20 protein-coding genes and 1 tRNA gene are annotated in these 16,612 nt (G+C 34.9%); 3 read left to right on the top strand and 18 right to left on the bottom strand.

Annotated features, from left to right (window positions below):
- Positions 1-359: 359 nt before the first annotated feature.
- The gene (locus BZG02_RS13465) at positions 360-845 is read left to right on the top strand and encodes a YkgJ family cysteine cluster protein (RefSeq protein WP_180335726.1); all 486 of its coding nucleotides are present in this window, start codon (positions 360-362) and stop codon (positions 843-845) included.
- A gap of 34 nt (positions 846-879) precedes the next feature.
- Here the strand turns inward: BZG02_RS13465 and BZG02_RS13470 are convergent, their stop codons facing one another.
- The 3 genes from BZG02_RS13470 to BZG02_RS13480 form a co-directional block, all read right to left on the bottom strand.
- Positions 880-1,410 (bottom strand): exonuclease domain-containing protein, encoded by a 531-nt coding sequence (locus BZG02_RS13470; RefSeq protein WP_101261962.1) that lies wholly within the window; start codon positions 1,408-1,410, stop codon positions 880-882.
- A 567-nt stretch (positions 1,411-1,977) separates the two neighbouring features.
- Positions 1,978-3,105, bottom strand: a complete 1,128-nt coding sequence (locus BZG02_RS13475) for an NADH:flavin oxidoreductase (RefSeq protein ID WP_101261963.1) — start codon at positions 3,103-3,105, stop codon at positions 1,978-1,980.
- 184 nt (positions 3,106-3,289) lie between these two features.
- Entirely contained in the window at positions 3,290-4,303 is a 1,014-nt protein-coding gene (locus BZG02_RS13480; protein WP_101261964.1) for an alpha/beta fold hydrolase, read from the bottom strand.
- Positions 4,304-4,526: 223 nt separating this feature from the next.
- On the opposite strand from BZG02_RS13480, the gene BZG02_RS13485 reads away from it, so the two are divergent.
- Positions 4,527-5,285: a S1 RNA-binding domain-containing protein gene (locus tag BZG02_RS13485; RefSeq protein WP_180335727.1), complete on the top strand. Its 759-nt coding sequence runs from the start codon at positions 4,527-4,529 to the stop codon at positions 5,283-5,285.
- Between the two features lie 148 nt (positions 5,286-5,433).
- Here BZG02_RS13485 and BZG02_RS13490 read toward each other — a convergent pair whose 3' ends face one another.
- The 8 genes from BZG02_RS13490 to BZG02_RS13525 form a co-directional block, all read right to left on the bottom strand.
- Positions 5,434-6,585, bottom strand: coding sequence for a metallophosphoesterase (locus BZG02_RS13490; protein WP_101261966.1), 1,152 nt, complete (start codon positions 6,583-6,585; stop codon positions 5,434-5,436).
- A 310-nt stretch (positions 6,586-6,895) separates the two neighbouring features.
- Positions 6,896-7,801, bottom strand: coding sequence for an AraC family transcriptional regulator (locus BZG02_RS13495; RefSeq protein ID WP_101261967.1), 906 nt, complete (start codon positions 7,799-7,801; stop codon positions 6,896-6,898).
- 95 nt (positions 7,802-7,896) lie between these two features.
- The gene (locus tag BZG02_RS13500; RefSeq protein WP_101261968.1) at positions 7,897-8,796 is read right to left on the bottom strand and encodes a haloalkane dehalogenase; all 900 of its coding nucleotides are present in this window, start codon (positions 8,794-8,796) and stop codon (positions 7,897-7,899) included.
- A gap of 55 nt (positions 8,797-8,851) precedes the next feature.
- Complete coding sequence (locus tag BZG02_RS13505; protein WP_101261969.1) at positions 8,852-9,589, bottom strand: SDR family oxidoreductase; 738 nt, start codon at positions 9,587-9,589, stop codon at positions 8,852-8,854.
- Positions 9,590-9,610: 21 nt separating this feature from the next.
- Positions 9,611-10,015: a hypothetical protein gene (locus BZG02_RS13510; RefSeq protein ID WP_101261970.1), complete on the bottom strand. Its 405-nt coding sequence runs from the start codon at positions 10,013-10,015 to the stop codon at positions 9,611-9,613.
- A gap of 196 nt (positions 10,016-10,211) precedes the next feature.
- Complete coding sequence (locus tag BZG02_RS13515) at positions 10,212-10,886, bottom strand: SDR family oxidoreductase (RefSeq protein ID WP_101261971.1); 675 nt, start codon at positions 10,884-10,886, stop codon at positions 10,212-10,214.
- Between the two features lie 82 nt (positions 10,887-10,968).
- Positions 10,969-11,451: a hypothetical protein gene (locus BZG02_RS13520; RefSeq protein ID WP_101261972.1), complete on the bottom strand. Its 483-nt coding sequence runs from the start codon at positions 11,449-11,451 to the stop codon at positions 10,969-10,971.
- 159 nt (positions 11,452-11,610) lie between these two features.
- Positions 11,611-12,030, bottom strand: coding sequence for a QcrA and Rieske domain-containing protein (locus BZG02_RS13525; RefSeq protein WP_101261973.1), 420 nt, complete (start codon positions 12,028-12,030; stop codon positions 11,611-11,613).
- A 115-nt stretch (positions 12,031-12,145) separates the two neighbouring features.
- Here BZG02_RS13525 and BZG02_RS13530 point away from each other — a divergent pair, with 115 nt between their 5' ends.
- Complete coding sequence (locus BZG02_RS13530) at positions 12,146-12,502, top strand: winged helix-turn-helix transcriptional regulator (RefSeq protein ID WP_101261974.1); 357 nt, start codon at positions 12,146-12,148, stop codon at positions 12,500-12,502.
- Positions 12,503-12,629: 127 nt separating this feature from the next.
- On the opposite strand, the gene BZG02_RS13535 is transcribed toward BZG02_RS13530, so the two are convergent.
- The 7 genes from BZG02_RS13535 to BZG02_RS13570 form a co-directional block, all read right to left on the bottom strand.
- Positions 12,630-12,815, bottom strand: coding sequence for a hypothetical protein (locus tag BZG02_RS13535; protein WP_101261975.1), 186 nt, complete (start codon positions 12,813-12,815; stop codon positions 12,630-12,632).
- A gap of 52 nt (positions 12,816-12,867) precedes the next feature.
- The gene (locus tag BZG02_RS13540; RefSeq protein ID WP_101261976.1) at positions 12,868-13,311 is read right to left on the bottom strand and encodes a DUF3795 domain-containing protein; all 444 of its coding nucleotides are present in this window, start codon (positions 13,309-13,311) and stop codon (positions 12,868-12,870) included.
- A 35-nt stretch (positions 13,312-13,346) separates the two neighbouring features.
- Positions 13,347-13,679 (bottom strand): DsrE family protein, encoded by a 333-nt coding sequence (locus tag BZG02_RS13545; RefSeq protein WP_101261977.1) that lies wholly within the window; start codon positions 13,677-13,679, stop codon positions 13,347-13,349.
- Between the two features lie 4 nt (positions 13,680-13,683).
- A complete protein-coding gene (locus tag BZG02_RS13550) occupies positions 13,684-14,019 on the bottom strand; it encodes a TfoX/Sxy family protein (RefSeq protein ID WP_101261978.1) in 336 nt (111 codons plus the stop codon).
- Positions 14,020-14,031: 12 nt separating this feature from the next.
- Positions 14,032-14,478: a hypothetical protein gene (locus tag BZG02_RS13555; RefSeq protein ID WP_101261979.1), complete on the bottom strand. Its 447-nt coding sequence runs from the start codon at positions 14,476-14,478 to the stop codon at positions 14,032-14,034.
- 146 nt (positions 14,479-14,624) lie between these two features.
- Positions 14,625-15,431 carry an RNA polymerase sigma factor gene (locus BZG02_RS13560; protein ID WP_101261980.1) on the bottom strand — a complete coding sequence of 269 codons (807 nt, stop codon included), beginning with the start codon at positions 15,429-15,431 and terminating at the stop codon, positions 14,625-14,627.
- Between the two features lie 585 nt (positions 15,432-16,016).
- Positions 16,017-16,090, bottom strand: a tRNA-Arg gene (locus BZG02_RS13570).
- Between the last annotated feature and the right edge of the window lie 522 nt (positions 16,091-16,612).

Below are 16,612 nucleotides of genomic sequence, written 5' to 3' on the forward strand. Positions count from 1 at the left end.
TTTTTTTTGTGATTTTGATTAAGTAAAGCAGATGGAGTTTTATTTTTTTTGTGAAGGTGGAGGAATTATTTCTTGTTATTGTTGGAGAAACTTGCGATTGGAAAAGCATCGGAAGTAAATAAATATGATTTTCGAATTACAATTATGAATTCGCGAAGCATTTCTACTAATACAATAGCTACATTTGCGCTTCGAAAATACAAGTTCACTCAACAATTAACAGATAGGTTTATAGGGAAGGTGTTGTTATTTTACAAGTGTGGATAAAAACGCCTTTTTTCAATGATTCAGATGTGGTCGCATTTGCAGCGATGTTTCATCAGGCATTGTACACCAGCCTTGTTCAAAACAATAAACCTATGAAAATTGAATTAGACCTTAAAAAAATAGGACAAATAGCGAAACAAAAAAGTGCGGAAAATATCTCGTTTCAGACTTATTTAAAAGGGCAGAATGCCATAAGAATTGATGAGATTGTTCATCGTCTTTATAAAGAGTTTACCATCAAAATTAGTTGTGTTGATTGCGGTAACTGTTGTCAGAATCTACGTCCTATTGCAAGCTATAAAGAACTAAGTAAGTTTGTTGAAGATAAAGATATTGAGGCGTTTATGTATTTGGAGAGTATCTCTTGCAAATTTCATAAGGACAAGAAATGTACCGATTACTCCAATAGACCGGAAGAATGCAGATCCTATCCTAATTTGGACGAAGATCAGTTTATTACAAAAACATATGGAGCACTTCGAAACTATGAAATTTGTCCGATTGTTTTCAATGTTTTTGAAGCTTTAAAAGTAGAATTAGATTGGGATTATCAGCTTCGAATGAACACAAAAAAATAAATAGTTGTTTTGTTTAGAGTATTGTCTAAATAATTTAAAGATCTAATTTGTAGTTTACTAATTGCTTAGGTTTTACAAATAATTTTATTGCAATAATAGCACAAGCGTAGGCATCGTCTAAGGCTTCATGATGATTACGCATTTCGTAACCACAATGTTTTGATACGGTATGCAATTGATGGTTGGGAAGATCGGGGAAGTGTTTTCTAGAAGCTTTTAAAGTACAATGAAACTTGTAATTAGGATAATCCATTTGATAGGTACGAAAAACGTTTTTCAAGCAAGTTTCATCAAAACTACTATTATGAGCAATAAGGGGTAATCCCTTTATAAGTGGTTCAATATCTTTCCAAATGGCCGGAAAAATTAAAGCATTATCGGTATTACTTGCAGTAATTCCATGGCATTTTGTATTCCAATAGTTGTAGTAATTTGGTTCGGGTTGAATTAAACGATAAAATTGATCGGTAATTTCTCCATTTTTTACCACAACTACACCAACAGCACATACACTGCTGGCATTTTTATTAGCGGTTTCAAAATCGATGGTTGCAAAATCTCTCATAAGTACTTTTTTCTATTTCATGATTCAAGTATAAAAATAAAGGAGATGGATAAAAAAAGAAAATGGTTGATTTTACCATGCTAGTATGAAGGAACATTTATTGGATATCAATCTTGTCCTAAATGATTTTAACAATTGGGCTTCCGCCCAAACCCGACTTCATTTTTTTTGCTTGATCCAAAAAACGAAGCAAAAAAAATCAAGGCTACTTATTAAATATCTTTCTTATTTGCCTCAGACTTAAGTGCGTCCGGGTGATTTTCTCCCGAAAATGAATTTTGTTGTATTTGTAAAAACAAATACTTACAAATTCTATATCGGGATCAACTTCCCGGTCTTTCTAAAGCCTTCGTTAAACAAAAAATAGTTAATAAAATGCCAATTCCTAAGGTGCTGACAAAAACAACCCGATCATTCTAATACAAGCATTAAACATCACTATATTAATGATTTATACGGACATAGTAAAAACGTTTAGGACGCTATTGATTGGATATTAAAAAAAGCTAGCATTCGCTAGCTTTATAATTATTGTAGTTAATTCAGAAGATTAGTTTTATAGTAAAACTAATCTTTAGCTCTCATCATCTCCATCATTGGACGTTGTTTTTCTTGCTCCTCTTTGGTTAAATCGAAAAAACATTGAACTCCATTAGGATTAAAACAGCCGTTACATGCAATACATGTTGCTTTACTGCGATCGCCATTCATCCATCTTTTAATCAACTTGGGTTCTCGAACTAAAGCGCGTCCGATTGAGACGGCATCAATTTTTGTCTCTGCCAAAGCAGATTCTACCACATCGATCTCTCTAAAACCACCAACTGCAATTACAGAAGCATCTACCTTTTCTGTTAATCTTTTAGCTTCCTCTAGATGAAAAGCTGCGTGCTTTTTAGATCTTAAGGGAGAATAAGTTCCTGTCATTGAACCACCACTTACTTCGATGGCATCTATTCCTTTTTTAGAAATTGCTACACCAACAGCTAGAAAATCTTCTACTGTTATTCCTTTATTTTCCGGAAGGAAGTCCGAGCAGGTTAATTTAATCCAAAGAGGATAGTCTTTACCACATCTGCTTTTGATTTCCTCAATAACCTCCGTAAGAAATCGAATTCTGTTCTCAAAATCTCCACCATATTCATCCGTACGGGTGTTATAGGTAGGATCCAGGAATTTGTCGAATACATATCCGTGCGCACCATGAAGTTGAACGCCATCGAAACCTGCTTCCTTGGCAACAAAGGCAGCCTGTCCAAATTCTTTAACCAGCAAGCTAATTTGCTCTTTCGTTAAGGCCGTAGCTGTTAATCCCGATACAGGATCAACATATTCCGAAGGTCCGTAAACTGGAGCTTCCGGATTAAAAAACAATTGGGCTGCGGCGTAATAGATTTGAGCAACAATCTTTGTTCCATACTGATGAACCGAATCGGTCAACTTCTTTAATTCAGCAATATGACCACTCTTCATATCTGTAATCTGACCTGGATAATGGTCTAAGTTTGAAAAAGCAGACGCACCCGTTATAATTAATCCAACTTCTCCTTCACATAGGTCTTCGTACATTTTAAACATACGGGGACTTGGTTTTCCATCAATAGGCATGATTTCCTGTGTAGCAGATCGAAAAATTCTGTTTTTTACTTCAATGCCTCCAACAACTGCTGGTTCAAATGCTAATTCTTTATTCATTTTTATTATTTTCTAGATTGTTTTTATTTTTTTCTTATCTGTTAAAGTACCAGCATACAAATTGCTTATCCCTGACTACCCCAACCCTAAAGGGAGCAGGGACAAGCAATTCTTGCCCTTTAGGCTTAGGACAAACGAATTTACTTTCAGGACTAAATCTCATATGTAGTATTTTAATGAATAATTACTCTACTTGCTTTAAAATTCTTCGAATGGATACCACAAAACTCTCCGGACTATCTTCCTGAGTAAAATGGTTGGCATCAGGCAGTAATTTTACTGGTGCATGAGGGTAAATCGATTTCCATTTTTCAATCACATCAGGCGCACCCACAGTAAAATCCAACTGACCAAAAATAAACTCAACAGGCTTATCGGATAGGCTAGGCAAACGAGATTCCAGTTCTCCTAACCAATCAGAAGCTATGGTAATTTGCTGTGGGAAGACAATGGTCCCTAATCTTGATTCTTTAGTTGGGAATGCCATTTTGTAAGCTTCAGTTATTGCTTTGTTCTCTTGCATCTCAATTGGAAGTGCATCTTTCATTAAATTGGTGGCAAAATAGTTTTGATTCATCACCAATCTTTCCGCCATTGGTGTTCTCATTACATAAGAGAAGTTCTTTATGCCTCCATCAACTTTCCAGGCCCAAGTATTACTGATTACGGTTCCCAATACATGATCGGCATTATTAGTCGCAACAGTTAAGCCTATCGGTCCACCCCAATCCTGAACCACAATAATAAATTTATCAAGCTTTAAATGCTCCATAATCAAGGCATTTACCCATTCGGCATGCTCTTGTGGTGTGAAATTGAAATTATCGGGTGTATCAGAAAAACCAAAACCCGGTAAATCGTAAGCAATCAATCTGCACTCTCCCGAAAGTTCCTTAATAATGTTTCGATAAAGGAAAGACCAATCCGGATTTCCATGGCACAATACAACAGGAATTCCTTCTCCCTCATCGATATAATGCATAGATGTTCCATTGCGTTCGAACCAATTACTCTTAAATGGATACTCTTTTTTATCCACAATAAAAGGGCGTTGTTTGGTGTTTGTTGAGTCCACATTGTAAATTACCGGATCTGCAATTTGAACATACTCCTCGTTTGGTGTTAGCGCCACAAAGGCTATCGTTGGAATAATCACAAGGCCTGCAAGGATTAATCCGATTACGTTTCTCTTTTTCATCTTGTCTGTTAATTCGTGTTTTTAATACGTCTTCTATTTATTAGACTATAGGAAGATACGAAGTGTGACAAGTAGAATAAAAAAAATAATGGCTGAATGGAAAGTTGTTTCGGTAATTTACCCGTAGCATGTTCTGCAGATTGATTCTGTAAGGCTCAAAATAGCTATATTTGCTGGCATCTGTAAAAAGAGAAAATAATTAGTACCATCCAAAATGATTAAAATGACGACTTGGCAAAACATAGCATCTCGGTATAAAGAAGGAACAATACAAACTGGCAGGATTATAAAAATGCTGGAATATGCTTGTTCTATTGAAATGGAGGAAGGTATTTCGGGATTATTGCATCTTAAGGATATGGCCTGGATCACGAGCAACTTAAAGCCCTGCGACTTTGTTAATCATGAGGATACAATTGAGGTTATGATCTTGGAAGTAAACGAAGAGAAGAAGTTCATAAGCCTAGGTTTGAAACAATGTAAAGACAATCCCTGGAAAGGAATTTCGACTCGTTATCCGGAAGGGAAACGGGTAAAAGGCTCGGTAACTAAGATAGTCGATTATGGCTGTATTGTACTTCTTGAGAAAGATATAGAGGGATTGGTTTTGGTTTCGGATATGCATTGGACGGATCGAAATATACATCCTTCCCGTATCGTGAATATAGGAGATACAATAGAGGTAATGGTATTGGATGTTCAGGAAGAAAGATACAGAATGACGCTGGGCATAAAGCAATGCCAACCAAACCCCTGGGAGCAATTTGCAAAAAAGTATCAGGTAAACGATCGCATTACCGGAATCGTTGATTCATTTACCCATTTTGGTATTTTTCTAAAACTTGAAGGTGATCTTTCAGTGCTTGTTCACACATCAGATTTGCCTGAGGAATCGGAGCAACTAGCAAAGGGAGATCCACTTAAAGTAAGAGTTATAAGCATCGATATAGAAAGAGAACGGATTGCTTTGAAGGCAAACTAAAGAATGACATTTAAAAAGTAGCCTTGTAATTGATAAACAAATAATGTCGAGTTTGGACTTTCCTCCCAAACCCGACATCATTTAGTACAAGATTTTTCACCTCTTGAAAAAAAGTATTAGCTTCCTATTCGTGCATAAACCTCAGCTCTTATTTCAAAGAAAGATTAAAAACAACTAATTCGGGTCTGTTTCCTGTTCGTACTGGCGGTCCCCATGTTCCATAACCCGATGAAGTATAAAACCAAGTATTTGCTTTTTTCATCAAGCCAAAATCATTTTCGTAGACCCAATTCGTTATAAAAGAAAGTGGCCACAATTGTCCTTTGTGTGTGTGACCGGACATCATTAAATCCACACCATTTTTCGAAGCTGTATCATATTCAACGGGTTGATGATCGACAAGCAATAAAGGTAGATTGGACGCACTAGTGTTCATTATTTCATCAATGCTCTTCCTAGCCTTTTCAGTAAATTGACTTTTATCTCTATCGTCACGACCTAAAATTTGTACGATTCCATCGATATCTAGTATTGTATCTCGAATATAGGTAACGCTATGTTTGGTAAAATAATCGATGGTAACATCAGGCTTTCCCATAAATTCATGGTTTCCGGTCACTGCGTATACTCCAAGTGGCGCATTTATTTTCTCGATATAAGTACCCATATCGTATTTCATTACAGGACTTGGATTGTGGTCTACTAAATCACCACCAAACAGAACGATGTCTGGCTTTTGAGCATTTATTTGTCGCACTAGTTTTTGAGCATGATTCCTGCCTAACATCACTCCTAAATGAACATCAGTTGCCAGTATTACTTTTAGAGAATCACGTTTAGAATCCTTTTTACTAATTTCTAAATTGATTTCTTTTACAATTGGGTTGTGTGCATTTATAAAACCTCCGATTGTGATTGTTGTAGTTAGTATAAGTCCATAAATAAAGAGCATTTTTCCCGATAGAATTCCTGAAGTAAGTGAAGTGGGAATAAAGTGAAAATAATGTTGAAATACCCTTACAAAATCTACAAACAGAACAAATAAAAGCATATATAAAAAGAAGGCTAAGCCAACCGAACCCGTTCTACTTATAATGGTAGCCATTACGCCTGGCTCGCCACGTTCCAATATTTGACCTACAAAAAATGTGGCTATTAAAAGCCAAAATATCCAGCTAAAAACGGATAGCATACTATTCCCCGCCAGCGCTTGAGCACCTCTGCTGTGTATGTACCAGGCAACAGTTCCAAAGACTACCATTACAATAGCCATAAAAATTATCATCATCGATTGTTTCATCTGTTTAAAATTAGAATCAAGTTATAAGAATCAAGACGGAAAGTATGTTTGTTTTACAATTACTTGAACCAGTTATACTAATAAACTTAAATTATTTGTGTGTGTGTGTGTGTGTGTGTGTGTGTGTGTGTTAAGCCCCTGCAGTCATTCTTATGTTATTGATTCAAAAAAAATCTGAGTATTCAAGAACTCACTCATTCTTCACTCATTCTTTTGTTTGAATTTTAAATGATGAAGATTCATTTTATATTTTGCCGAAAATAAAAAAACTTCTCAGTTTTGAGAAGCTTAATTGTACTATTTTTTAATGCTAATTCACTCTTCGATACTCGGCAGGAGTCATGCCTGTACGTTTCTTAAAAATTTTACTGAAATGCTGTGGATATTCAAAACCCAATCCGTAGCCAATTTGGCTGGCAGGTTCTGATGAATTCAAAAGCTGTGTTTTTGCTTTGTCAATCACATAAAAATGAATGTGTTCCATGGCATTGCGCCCAGTTTCTTTTTTCAGCAAATCGCTAAGATAGTTGGAAGACATATTCAACTCGGCGCCACAATAGCTTACCGTAGGGATTCCACTTTCAAGTTGCTTGTTTGAAGCATAATAATCCTTTAACAATTGCTCAAAACGACTCACCACATCTTGGTTAAGATTGCTTCGGGTATAAAACTGACGATCGTAAAATCGGGTACTGTAATCAAGTATCAATTCAATATTTGAAACAATTAATTTTTGACTGTGCTTATCGATATTCTGACTGTATTCCTTTTTTATTTTCTCAGATATTAATGAAATTTCATTCTTCTCTTCATCCGATAAATGAAGTGCCTCATGCGATTCATAAGAAAAGAAAGAATAATTATCGATGTGTTTTCCCAATTCTGATTTCCGAATTAAATCGGGATGAAACAGTAACATCCAACCTCCTTTTGCTGTGTTTTTATCCCAGTGAGGCATGGTAAATACCTGCCCAGGTTTAATGAATACCAAGGTTCCTTCCTGAAAATCGTAGGTATTTCTTCCATAAGCAAAGGAACCATCGGAATCGGGTTTTAAAATTACCTGATACATATCGGCAACAATAGTTTTGCCACTAAAACGATCATCCATTGTTACCCCATGCGGTATGATAGTTACCAAAGGATGTTTTGGTTTTTCTGTGTGTAAAAAATCACAGACCTGGCTTATGGTTTCTAATCTATATATATCTTTCATTTCAAAAAATTAATCGTTTGGCAGGTTTCCAATTCACACGTTTATAAAGATACTAATTACTTCTTTAGTGAGAAGAAATTGCTTCTTGCCAACAATTACTCAAGGATATCTTTATACCAATCTACAATACCTTCCCCTATTTCATGAGGATGTGATTCTTGCAGGTAATGCTTTCCTTCACCCAAATCTATAGAAGTAATATTTTTCCATGTTTCTCGTATATTTTGTGCTAATTCCGGAACAATAATTAAACCTGAATTGGCATAAAACATTAATTTCGGAATAGCTGAAGTTTTATGATATTCATTATAGGAATTAACAATATCTGTAGTGAATTTAGGAATGCCATCGAAAGAAATCTGATTCGGCCAAGCCAATAATGGTTTTCGGTGCTTTTCTTCCAAATAAGGTGCTCTATAATTGTTCATTTCTTCCTCGGTCAATTCTCTGCCTGCACCCATTGGTAACATCGCTTCAATAAAGAAGTTGTTTTTTACAATCATCTCATAACCTTCTTTAGGGTCACGAAACTTTTGAAATACACCTGCAACTTCTTCACTCATATCTTTCCAATAGGAAACCTGGACAATTGCTTCGAAAAATACAATTCCTTTAATGTTTTCCCTATGTTTATTCGCATAATTGAAACCTAAACCCGAACCCCAGTCTTGAATAACAAGAATAATATCTTTTAAGGCTAATTTTTCAATAAGCGCATCTAAATATTCGATATGATCCTTAAAAGTATAATCAATATCTGGTTTATCTGATTTTCCCATTCCAATAAGATCAGGAGCAACTACCCGACCTAAAGGGCTTAAATGAGGAATAATATTACGCCACAAATAACTTGATGTAGGATTACCATGCAGGAGTAAAAAGGTGTGTTTTGAATTTTTATCCCCTTCATCTATATAGTGCATTTTAGAGTTTAATATTTCCTGAAAATTAGATTCAAATGGAAACTCTGCAGAAATCGGTTTTATATTTGACATGATTTAATTCTTATTTTTTTTAAATTCATTTTGGATTGCATTGCTCATCCAAGTCTTAAAATTCTTGTACTGTAGGTCGAATAATTAGCTCATTAATATCAACATCGGCAGGTTGTTCGATAGCATAAGCCACTGCTTTAGCGATAGAAATAGCAGGAATTGCATCTTTATAAACCTGTTGTACAAATTGAGAGGTTGCTTCATCTGAGCTTCCCAATTGCAATTCAGAATCGATTAAACCAGGAGAAAGTATGGTTGTTCTAATATCCTTACCTACTTCTTGTCTTAAACCTTCACTTATTGCTCTTACGGCAAATTTAGTTCCGCTATAAACTGCTGCTCCTGGGCTCACTTTTAATCCTGCAACAGATGCTAAGTTGATAAAATGACCCGATTTTTGTTTTTGAAATTCTGGTAATGCTGCTGCAATTCCGTACAACACTCCTTTAATATTTACATCAATCATACTGTCCCATTCGTCCACTTTTAAAGCACTTAACGGTGCTAATGGCATAATACCCGCGTTATTTACCAGAACATCTATTTTACCAAAGCTGTCAATAGCTTTTTTTACTAAATCCTTAACATCATTAGCAATGCTAACATCGGTTTTTAGAATTTCTACTTCGCCACCATTTTTTTTAATATCGGCAGCAATAGCTTCTAATTTTTCTATTCTACGAGCACCTAGAACTACTTTTGCACCTTTTTCTGCTAAATAACGAGCTGTTGCTTCTCCTAATCCACTACTTGCTCCTGTAATTACGACTACTTTACCTTCTATATTTTTCATGTCTTTTAATTTTATCTGATTCTATTTCAATTCACTTTTTCCTAATAATAATTTCCCAAATGAGATTCCTGTATGTTTAGCGCTACCAATTGTATATATAAAAGCAAGCATTAAATCTAAACCTGTAACTACAATTTGTTCTGTTGGCACATGACCAATAGTTGTTGTGTAGCTAACAGCTAATACGCCAATGGCTCTAACTATTCCATTCCAAACCACAATTGAAGCCCGAGTTTTCAAATCGCGCGAAGACCAAACAAGTGTTGCGCCTGCGAAAATTATAAAAGCACCAACAACTACGCTTGTTATAAATGTTTCAGGATTTGGATTCATTACAGCTGGAACCATCATCCCTAAACCAATTGGGAAATTCAATATTCCTGTTATTAAAACGATCTTCTGAAAGATGTTAGATGTTTTGCTCATTGTACCTTTGTTTAAAAATTATAAAGCAAAAATACACTCCGCTAACTTGGTGAAATAATACCTATTACTGTTTGACTAATACATTTTACAGATTTTGAAATATTTGTGCCAATCAATAAGATACAACAAAAAAAGGATGACACTTGCCATCCTTAATTTTTAACCTATTTTCTTGCAAAGAGTTTTCTTACACCCATTATAAATTGTTTACCTCAATAGTTTCCTCTTTAAATGCAGTTTCTATGGATTCAGCTCCACTAAAAAGTTCCACTATTTTCCCTTTCATTTCGTCATTCGAAAGAGAGTAATTGATTACGCTGGCTACATCTTCTCTTGGAATAATTAAGTCTGAAAATTTTACAGGTCTTGAGGTTCTGATTAAACCTGTTCCATTATCGTTTATTAAACTACCTGGTCGCAAAATAGTATATACTAAACCACTTTCCATTAAATAATTATCGGCAAAATACTTAGCTACCAAGTAGGGTTTTATTTCTGTAACAAACTCATCTGGATTAGCTACTCCTAAACCACTAACCATTACAAAGTGTTGTATGTTATTATTTAATGCGTAATCTACCGCTTTTTTAGCAGCCCATAAATCTATCAATAGCGTTTTATCGTAACCTGTAGCGCCACCAGAACCAGCACTAAACACAACACGATCGCATCCTTTAAAAGCATGTTCAAAATCCCCTTCGAGGTCCGCTACAACTGTTTCAATACCTGAATCAATAAACTTCTGTGCTTTACTTTTGCTACGAACCAAAGCAACAACCGAGCTTCCTTTATTTTCTAATTGCTCAATCAATATTTTTCCTATTTGACCACCAGCGCCAATAACTAATGTTTTTTTATTTTTTGATTTCATGCTTATAAAAATCTGAGTGATTAAAACTTAACTATTATAGTTTCATCTGTTTTTCATTACTTTATTACATATTCCGACAAAATTAGAGCTGACATTTACGCTCCATATCTATAAATGCATTAATTCCAGTCTTATTTTCATTCTCCACATCAAAGGAAAAACAAGCATATCTGCATTTCGCCATTTTTTGTCCTTTAAGCTTAAAAACAGAACCCATTTCGCAAGCTTGCCAACATGCCGAGGGATCAATTAACTGCTTGCAATCAGCAGAATATTCGATATTCTCAATCATTGAAGTCGGTAATTCTTCAAGAAAATCTTCATAATTAGCAATATGATGACCCACTATTTTTACTGACAAAACCCCTTTCTTTAGTGTGATATTTACAACTACCTTTTTGGTGTTTTTATTTCGATAACTTATTACAGATAGCGTCTTTTTATGCTCTATTTTAGAAGCATAATTGTCCTGAAGCATGGTATCATTTATCTTATTTACAAATTCAATATCTTCATTGTTTATAAGACTTAGAAATACCTCATAGTTTTGTTCTAACTTAGTCATATATTTAAAAATTTTTTTTACAAAAATACACTTGACTGATTTGGTGAAGTAATACCTATTACTGTTTGACTAATACATTTTACAGAAAACAAAAAAGCCAATCCCGATTTTTTCGAGACTGGCTTTTAATTCGTTACAATTATTTTAACTAGTATAAATCTAATTGAGTGTAATTATCAATTTATCGTTTTCAAGAGTGACAGGATGTGTCTTTAACGGTTTTTTTGTTGGTCCATCTATAACCTCTCCTTTTTGGTTGAAAGTAGCACAATTAACACTGCAACATTGAACCGTCTCAGTACCAGGAACTGGATCTACACGGCGTCCCATATGAGTACATTTATTGTCATAAGCCTGATACTGGTCTTTTTTACCATGTACAAGAATAATTCTGTTGGGAAGCCCTTTGCCTTCGAGACGAACTGCACCATCTGGTTTGGATAAACCATTGGCTTCACTAAGTTTAATCGTAATCTTACTATCAGTGAAAGACCAGAAATCATTATTTTCCGGCAATTCTGTAGCTGGTTTTCCGAGTATACGTTGAAAAATACTGCGATTTAATTTGATTACTTCCATATCTATTTAGGTTTCAATTAGTAATTGTTTTTTCGATATCACTAATATAAAGACTAAAATTGCTATTTTTACTGAAGTACCCTTTATGTAACTGGTAACCTAAATGTAACTTTAAATGGCTTGCACAAAATGTTCGGGATCGGGAGAATGCAACACATTTCTTCTTCCTTTTAATGATTTAATGAATGTACTAAGTGGAAAATGGAAAATACGTCTTATTCTTTGCCTACAATCTGAACCCAAACGTTTTAATGAAATGAAAAAATGCCATGGAATTTCGCCTCGAATTCTTTCAAAGGAGTTGAAAGATCTAGAAATGAATGGTGTAATAATTAGAACCGAGCTGAATGATAATATGAAAGCCGTAGTTTATTCCTTATCAGAAATGGGCACAGAATTAATACCTATTATTCTGCAACTTCATAAGTGGGGAACGGACCATCGTCAAAAAATGCTAGCTAAAATGCATTAAAAAATGGTTCTGACTGACAATCATTACTTCTAAATATCAGTCCTAATTAGTTGTAAAAAGGAATAACAATCTCACTAACTAAAGCAAAAAAGCCAATCCCGAATATTCAGGACTGGCTTTCTATCTTTTATTTAGAAACCAACTCGTATTTAAGCCTTAGTTCGTCTTTTTTTCTCTCATCCAACGATTTCATATAGCCTTTCCATCCTGGACAAAAATTAATATGCCATCGCCAGAATCTTCCAATTAATGATTTTGGAGCTCGATCGTACTTGGCACGCATCGCACATTCTTCGCAATTGTGTTTTTTCATGATATTCGGTTTTAAGCTTAGAATAAATTTTCACATATTGATTTAATCGAATTTAAGATAAAGATGGCGCTTGTCCGTAAACAAACTTACCTTTAAAGTACTTCTGTTGAATCATAGACGCTTCCTTTGCCCATTCTTCCAATCCAATTAACTTGATTCTACTTAGATTATAAATCTTTGTGTTATGAGGAGCTCTATCAGAGCCATCTACAACTGGCATAAGGTTCTCGCAAGGGAACACATTACATTCCGAGCAATTGTGCAGACCTTTATCTTCAACACATTTCTTAGTCACACATCCTTTACCACCTGTCAAGGGCATTTCAAACGCACAACCTCTTTCACTTCTACAACCCTCACATGCAACCTCTTCCGCGGTCATACCAATCATAACTGCGGTATTTTCAGCCAGTTCTGCGGTAATATTGTCTTTATAATAATTACAAGCCCAACAAGCGAGTCCGCAAGGAGCCGTCAATTTTTTTGCGTCAATCATTTTGTTTTTATTTTATTGATTTTTCAAATTCTCAATTATATCGTCAGCATCTTATCATCACCTTTAATATAACCGGTCAGCTTACTCATGTATTTTACCTCAACACCCAAATCGGTTAATGTTTGAGACGCTTTGTATTTATCGGCACAAGCTTTACAAGCTTCTATTGTTACGCCGCTTGCTATCATTTTCTGAAGTTCTTTCTGAACGTCCTCATCTTCACCAGCCAATTTCGACGAACCACCCCAAATAATGATATTAACAGCATCCCACCATCCACTTTTCACGGAATTAATCGAATACATAGATATCATGTTTTTAAATGTATCCTTATCATTACTTGTCCACAGAATATGTAATTTCTCCATTATTTTATTTGTTTTGATTTCTTTTTATTTGAATTTCGAATGACTCTTTTGCCCAAACTATAAATTCATCTGAATTTTCGAATACATCAGGAGGAACACTGTAAAAGGATTTCACAATTTCATCACTTTTAAAAGGTTTCAGTGGGGTAGAGCCTTGTGCAATAAACTTGTCTATATTGCTTTCATCTACTTTCAGATAAACAACATTAAAGGCGATCATCGCAAAAGCTAAACCATCTTGAAAAAGAGCGACACCGCCAAACATTCTTTTGGTATAAATTCCCTCCCAGGAAGACAATTGATCGAGAACGTAATTCAGAAAATCTTTGCTTACTGCCATTTCTATGAGAGTTTAGTTTAATCCTTTTCTTGCATAAAGTTTAGAAGCAATCCATGCACCAATTACCAACTCAATCCACGCAAGTGGGAATAAAATAAAGGCTGTGCTCCACTCGCCCAAGCCTGTATTGGCGAAAGCAATCCAAAAAATACCAATGGTAGCAAAACAAGTTACTGTTCCCGAAACTAGAATCGCTCTAACATTATTCCCAAAGGCTTTAGCACAAAGCCAAAATACAAAGACTAATACAGCCGTTAAAAGCGTATCCCAAGCACCCCAAATTAAAGCATGACTTAGCTCGGCTTGCTCTAAACCAATAATTTGCATTTTACCTTCGAAAAAGGCTGCAATTCGAGGGAATGCTACAAATAATGCTCTAGCCATTTCTCCAATATGAATCCAGATACTGGTAATTAATGTAATAATTAGGAATTGCTTTAGTTCAAATTTGTTTTCCATTTCAATTAATTTTTCTCGTTTCTTTTTGACTTATTCTATTAACAAATAACCGTTGTTTATAAATTAGACAATAGGAAGATGCCAGGTGTGACATTTTTTATGGAAAAATAACAGAATAAGAATTCAGACCACTGACATTCGCAAGATTAATTCAAGCGCAAAGCCTTTTTCATTTCTTTCAATATTGTATCGGGGGCAGGCATTTTTGGAGCCGTTTGATAAATGGCCATTGTTTTCTGAAGGTCACCAATTTTATCCGTAAAATCGATGGTGCGATGGTAATACTTTTCCTCCATTAAATTATTAGGATTCATGATCTTATTGTCGATTAAAAAATCAATTTTCCTTTTGCAACGACAAGGATTGTTTTTATTTACCAAGCCACATTTATTACTCATGAAGTTTTTGATTTTGGTCTTCGATCGGGACAGCTTTTTACGAAAATTCTCAGGAGTAATATCAAGAATTTTAGATGCCTCGGTGCTGTTAAATTCAAGCACCACCGACATAATGTAAATCATTCTGTCTTCTTCGTTTAAACACAACAAAAGACCTTGCGTACAACCAAACATCACTTCTTTTTCTAGGAGTGCAATCTCACCTTCGTTTTGAGTATAATTCACATTATCCGACAGCCCGGCATCAATTTGGTTTGCATATTCGTCGAAAGACACGGAATACTCCTTCGACTTTTTACCCTTTTGTGTGAGTAAATAATTGGTGGCTATTCTATAAACCCAGGTTTTAAACTGACTTTGATGATTAAAAGTACTTAAATGCGTTACAATTTTAATTAATATTTCCTGAGTTGCATCGTTGGCATCCTCACGAAAAAGTAACATTTTAATCGAAAGGTTATAAACTAGATCTTGAATTTCTACCAAGATTTTCTCTAATGCTTTTTTATCTCCCGAATTAGCCTTAACAACTAATCCCTCCAATGTTTCGCTCATAACTTTTTCTTTAATTGACAATTAAAATCAATATTCTCTATCCATTAGACAAGATGAAGATACAAAGTGTGACAAGTTTAATGAAAAAATTAATAATTAGTAATATTTCTTTGGAGTAGGGCCGTATTGCTAAATGTTTTTTTGTGCATAAAAAAAACGTTCCAATTTCTTGAAACGTTTTTCTGTGAACGCGGAGGGATTATTCCTCGTTCCTCGTCATGAGCCAGGTACGAACCCCAAAAAAGGGTTCGCCTCCCCGAATGCATTTTGATTTTTGTGCATAAAAAAAACGTTCCAATTTCTTGAAACGTTTTTCTGTGAACGCGGAGGGATTATTCCTCGTTCCTCGTCATGAGCCAGGTACGAACCCCAAAAAAGGGTTCGCCTCCCCGAATGCATTTTGATTTTTGTGCATAAAAAAAAACGTTCCAATTTCTTGAAACGTTTTTCTGTGAACGCGGAGGGATTATTCCTCGTTCCTCGTCATGAGCCAGGTACGAACCCCAAAAAAGGGTTCGCCTCCCCGAATGCATTTTGATTTTTGTGCATAAAAAAAACGTTCCAATTTCTTGAAACGTTTTTTTGTGAACGCGGAGGGATTCGAACCCCCAACCTCTACGGCCGTAACGTAGTGCACTATCCAGTTATGCTACGCATCCTTTTTGCTTTTAAAGCGGTGCAAATATAGGTAATTTTATTGTAAAAACCACATGTTTTGTTTGGTTTTACGAAAAAAAGTACCTGTTTGTTAAAAATAGTGGTAGAAAGTGGAAGTAGAATTTTACTAGTAAAGTTTTTTTCGTGTTCGAATTTATTTGAGAGATCAAGATTAATTTCAGTTTGTTGTTGAAGTATTAAATTGGAATTAAAAGCGGATATGAACTCAGTATTATGTATCTAACTAATATGTAATGTGTTGTGGTGTATTGTGGTTCGAATTCTTAATTCCTATTGTTTTATTAACAAGAAATAACATATTCTTGATGATTTGTGATTTTTTTCACATGTTTTTTATTGGTAATTAATGGAATTTTAGTACTAAATTAATGTAACAATCTGTTGCGTTTTTAAGTATTACTAGGAGTGCTGTGTGTAATGTTCTCAATAATTGGTATTTATAAAACCAATGTACATAAAATAGCTTTTTTGATCGAATTTCTATTAAGTCCAAAAATTTTTAT

It is taken from the genome of Labilibaculum filiforme, assembly GCF_002843315.1.
GTDB classification, from domain to species: domain Bacteria; phylum Bacteroidota; class Bacteroidia; order Bacteroidales; family Marinifilaceae; genus Labilibaculum; species Labilibaculum filiforme.

Bases quoted from the DNA above. Each gene is read 5' to 3' on its own strand.
- BZG02_RS13475 (WP_101261963.1), bottom strand. From the start codon at position 3,105: ATGAATAAAGAATTAGCATTTGAACCAGCAGTTGTTGGAGGCATTGAA.
- BZG02_RS13465 (WP_180335726.1), top strand. From the start codon at position 360: ATGAAAATTGAATTAGACCTTAAAAAAATAGGACAAATAGCGAAACAA.
- BZG02_RS13480 (WP_101261964.1), bottom strand. From the start codon at position 4,303: ATGAAAAAGAGAAACGTAATCGGATTAATCCTTGCAGGCCTTGTGATT.
- BZG02_RS13520 (WP_101261972.1), bottom strand. From the start codon at position 11,451: ATGACTAAGTTAGAACAAAACTATGAGGTATTTCTAAGTCTTATAAAC.
- BZG02_RS13495 (WP_101261967.1), bottom strand. From the start codon at position 7,801: ATGAAAGATATATATAGATTAGAAACCATAAGCCAGGTCTGTGATTTT.
- BZG02_RS13535 (WP_101261975.1), bottom strand. From the start codon at position 12,815: ATGAAAAAACACAATTGCGAAGAATGTGCGATGCGTGCCAAGTACGAT.
- BZG02_RS13545 (WP_101261977.1), bottom strand. From the start codon at position 13,679: ATGGAGAAATTACATATTCTGTGGACAAGTAATGATAAGGATACATTT.
- BZG02_RS13510 (WP_101261970.1), bottom strand. From the start codon at position 10,015: ATGAGCAAAACATCTAACATCTTTCAGAAGATCGTTTTAATAACAGGA.
- BZG02_RS13555 (WP_101261979.1), bottom strand. From the start codon at position 14,478: ATGGAAAACAAATTTGAACTAAAGCAATTCCTAATTATTACATTAATT.
- BZG02_RS13530 (WP_101261974.1), top strand. From the start codon at position 12,146: ATGGCTTGCACAAAATGTTCGGGATCGGGAGAATGCAACACATTTCTT.
- BZG02_RS13470 (WP_101261962.1), bottom strand. From the start codon at position 1,410: ATGAGAGATTTTGCAACCATCGATTTTGAAACCGCTAATAAAAATGCC.
- BZG02_RS13490 (WP_101261966.1), bottom strand. From the start codon at position 6,585: ATGAAACAATCGATGATGATAATTTTTATGGCTATTGTAATGGTAGTC.
- BZG02_RS13560 (WP_101261980.1), bottom strand. From the start codon at position 15,431: ATGAGCGAAACATTGGAGGGATTAGTTGTTAAGGCTAATTCGGGAGAT.
- BZG02_RS13550 (WP_101261978.1), bottom strand. From the start codon at position 14,019: ATGGCAGTAAGCAAAGATTTTCTGAATTACGTTCTCGATCAATTGTCT.
- BZG02_RS13500 (WP_101261968.1), bottom strand. From the start codon at position 8,796: ATGTCAAATATAAAACCGATTTCTGCAGAGTTTCCATTTGAATCTAAT.
- BZG02_RS13525 (WP_101261973.1), bottom strand. From the start codon at position 12,030: ATGGAAGTAATCAAATTAAATCGCAGTATTTTTCAACGTATACTCGGA.
- BZG02_RS13540 (WP_101261976.1), bottom strand. From the start codon at position 13,311: ATGATTGACGCAAAAAAATTGACGGCTCCTTGCGGACTCGCTTGTTGG.
- BZG02_RS13485 (WP_180335727.1), top strand. From the start codon at position 4,527: ATGACGACTTGGCAAAACATAGCATCTCGGTATAAAGAAGGAACAATA.
- BZG02_RS13505 (WP_101261969.1), bottom strand. From the start codon at position 9,589: ATGAAAAATATAGAAGGTAAAGTAGTCGTAATTACAGGAGCAAGTAGT.
- BZG02_RS13515 (WP_101261971.1), bottom strand. From the start codon at position 10,886: ATGAAATCAAAAAATAAAAAAACATTAGTTATTGGCGCTGGTGGTCAA.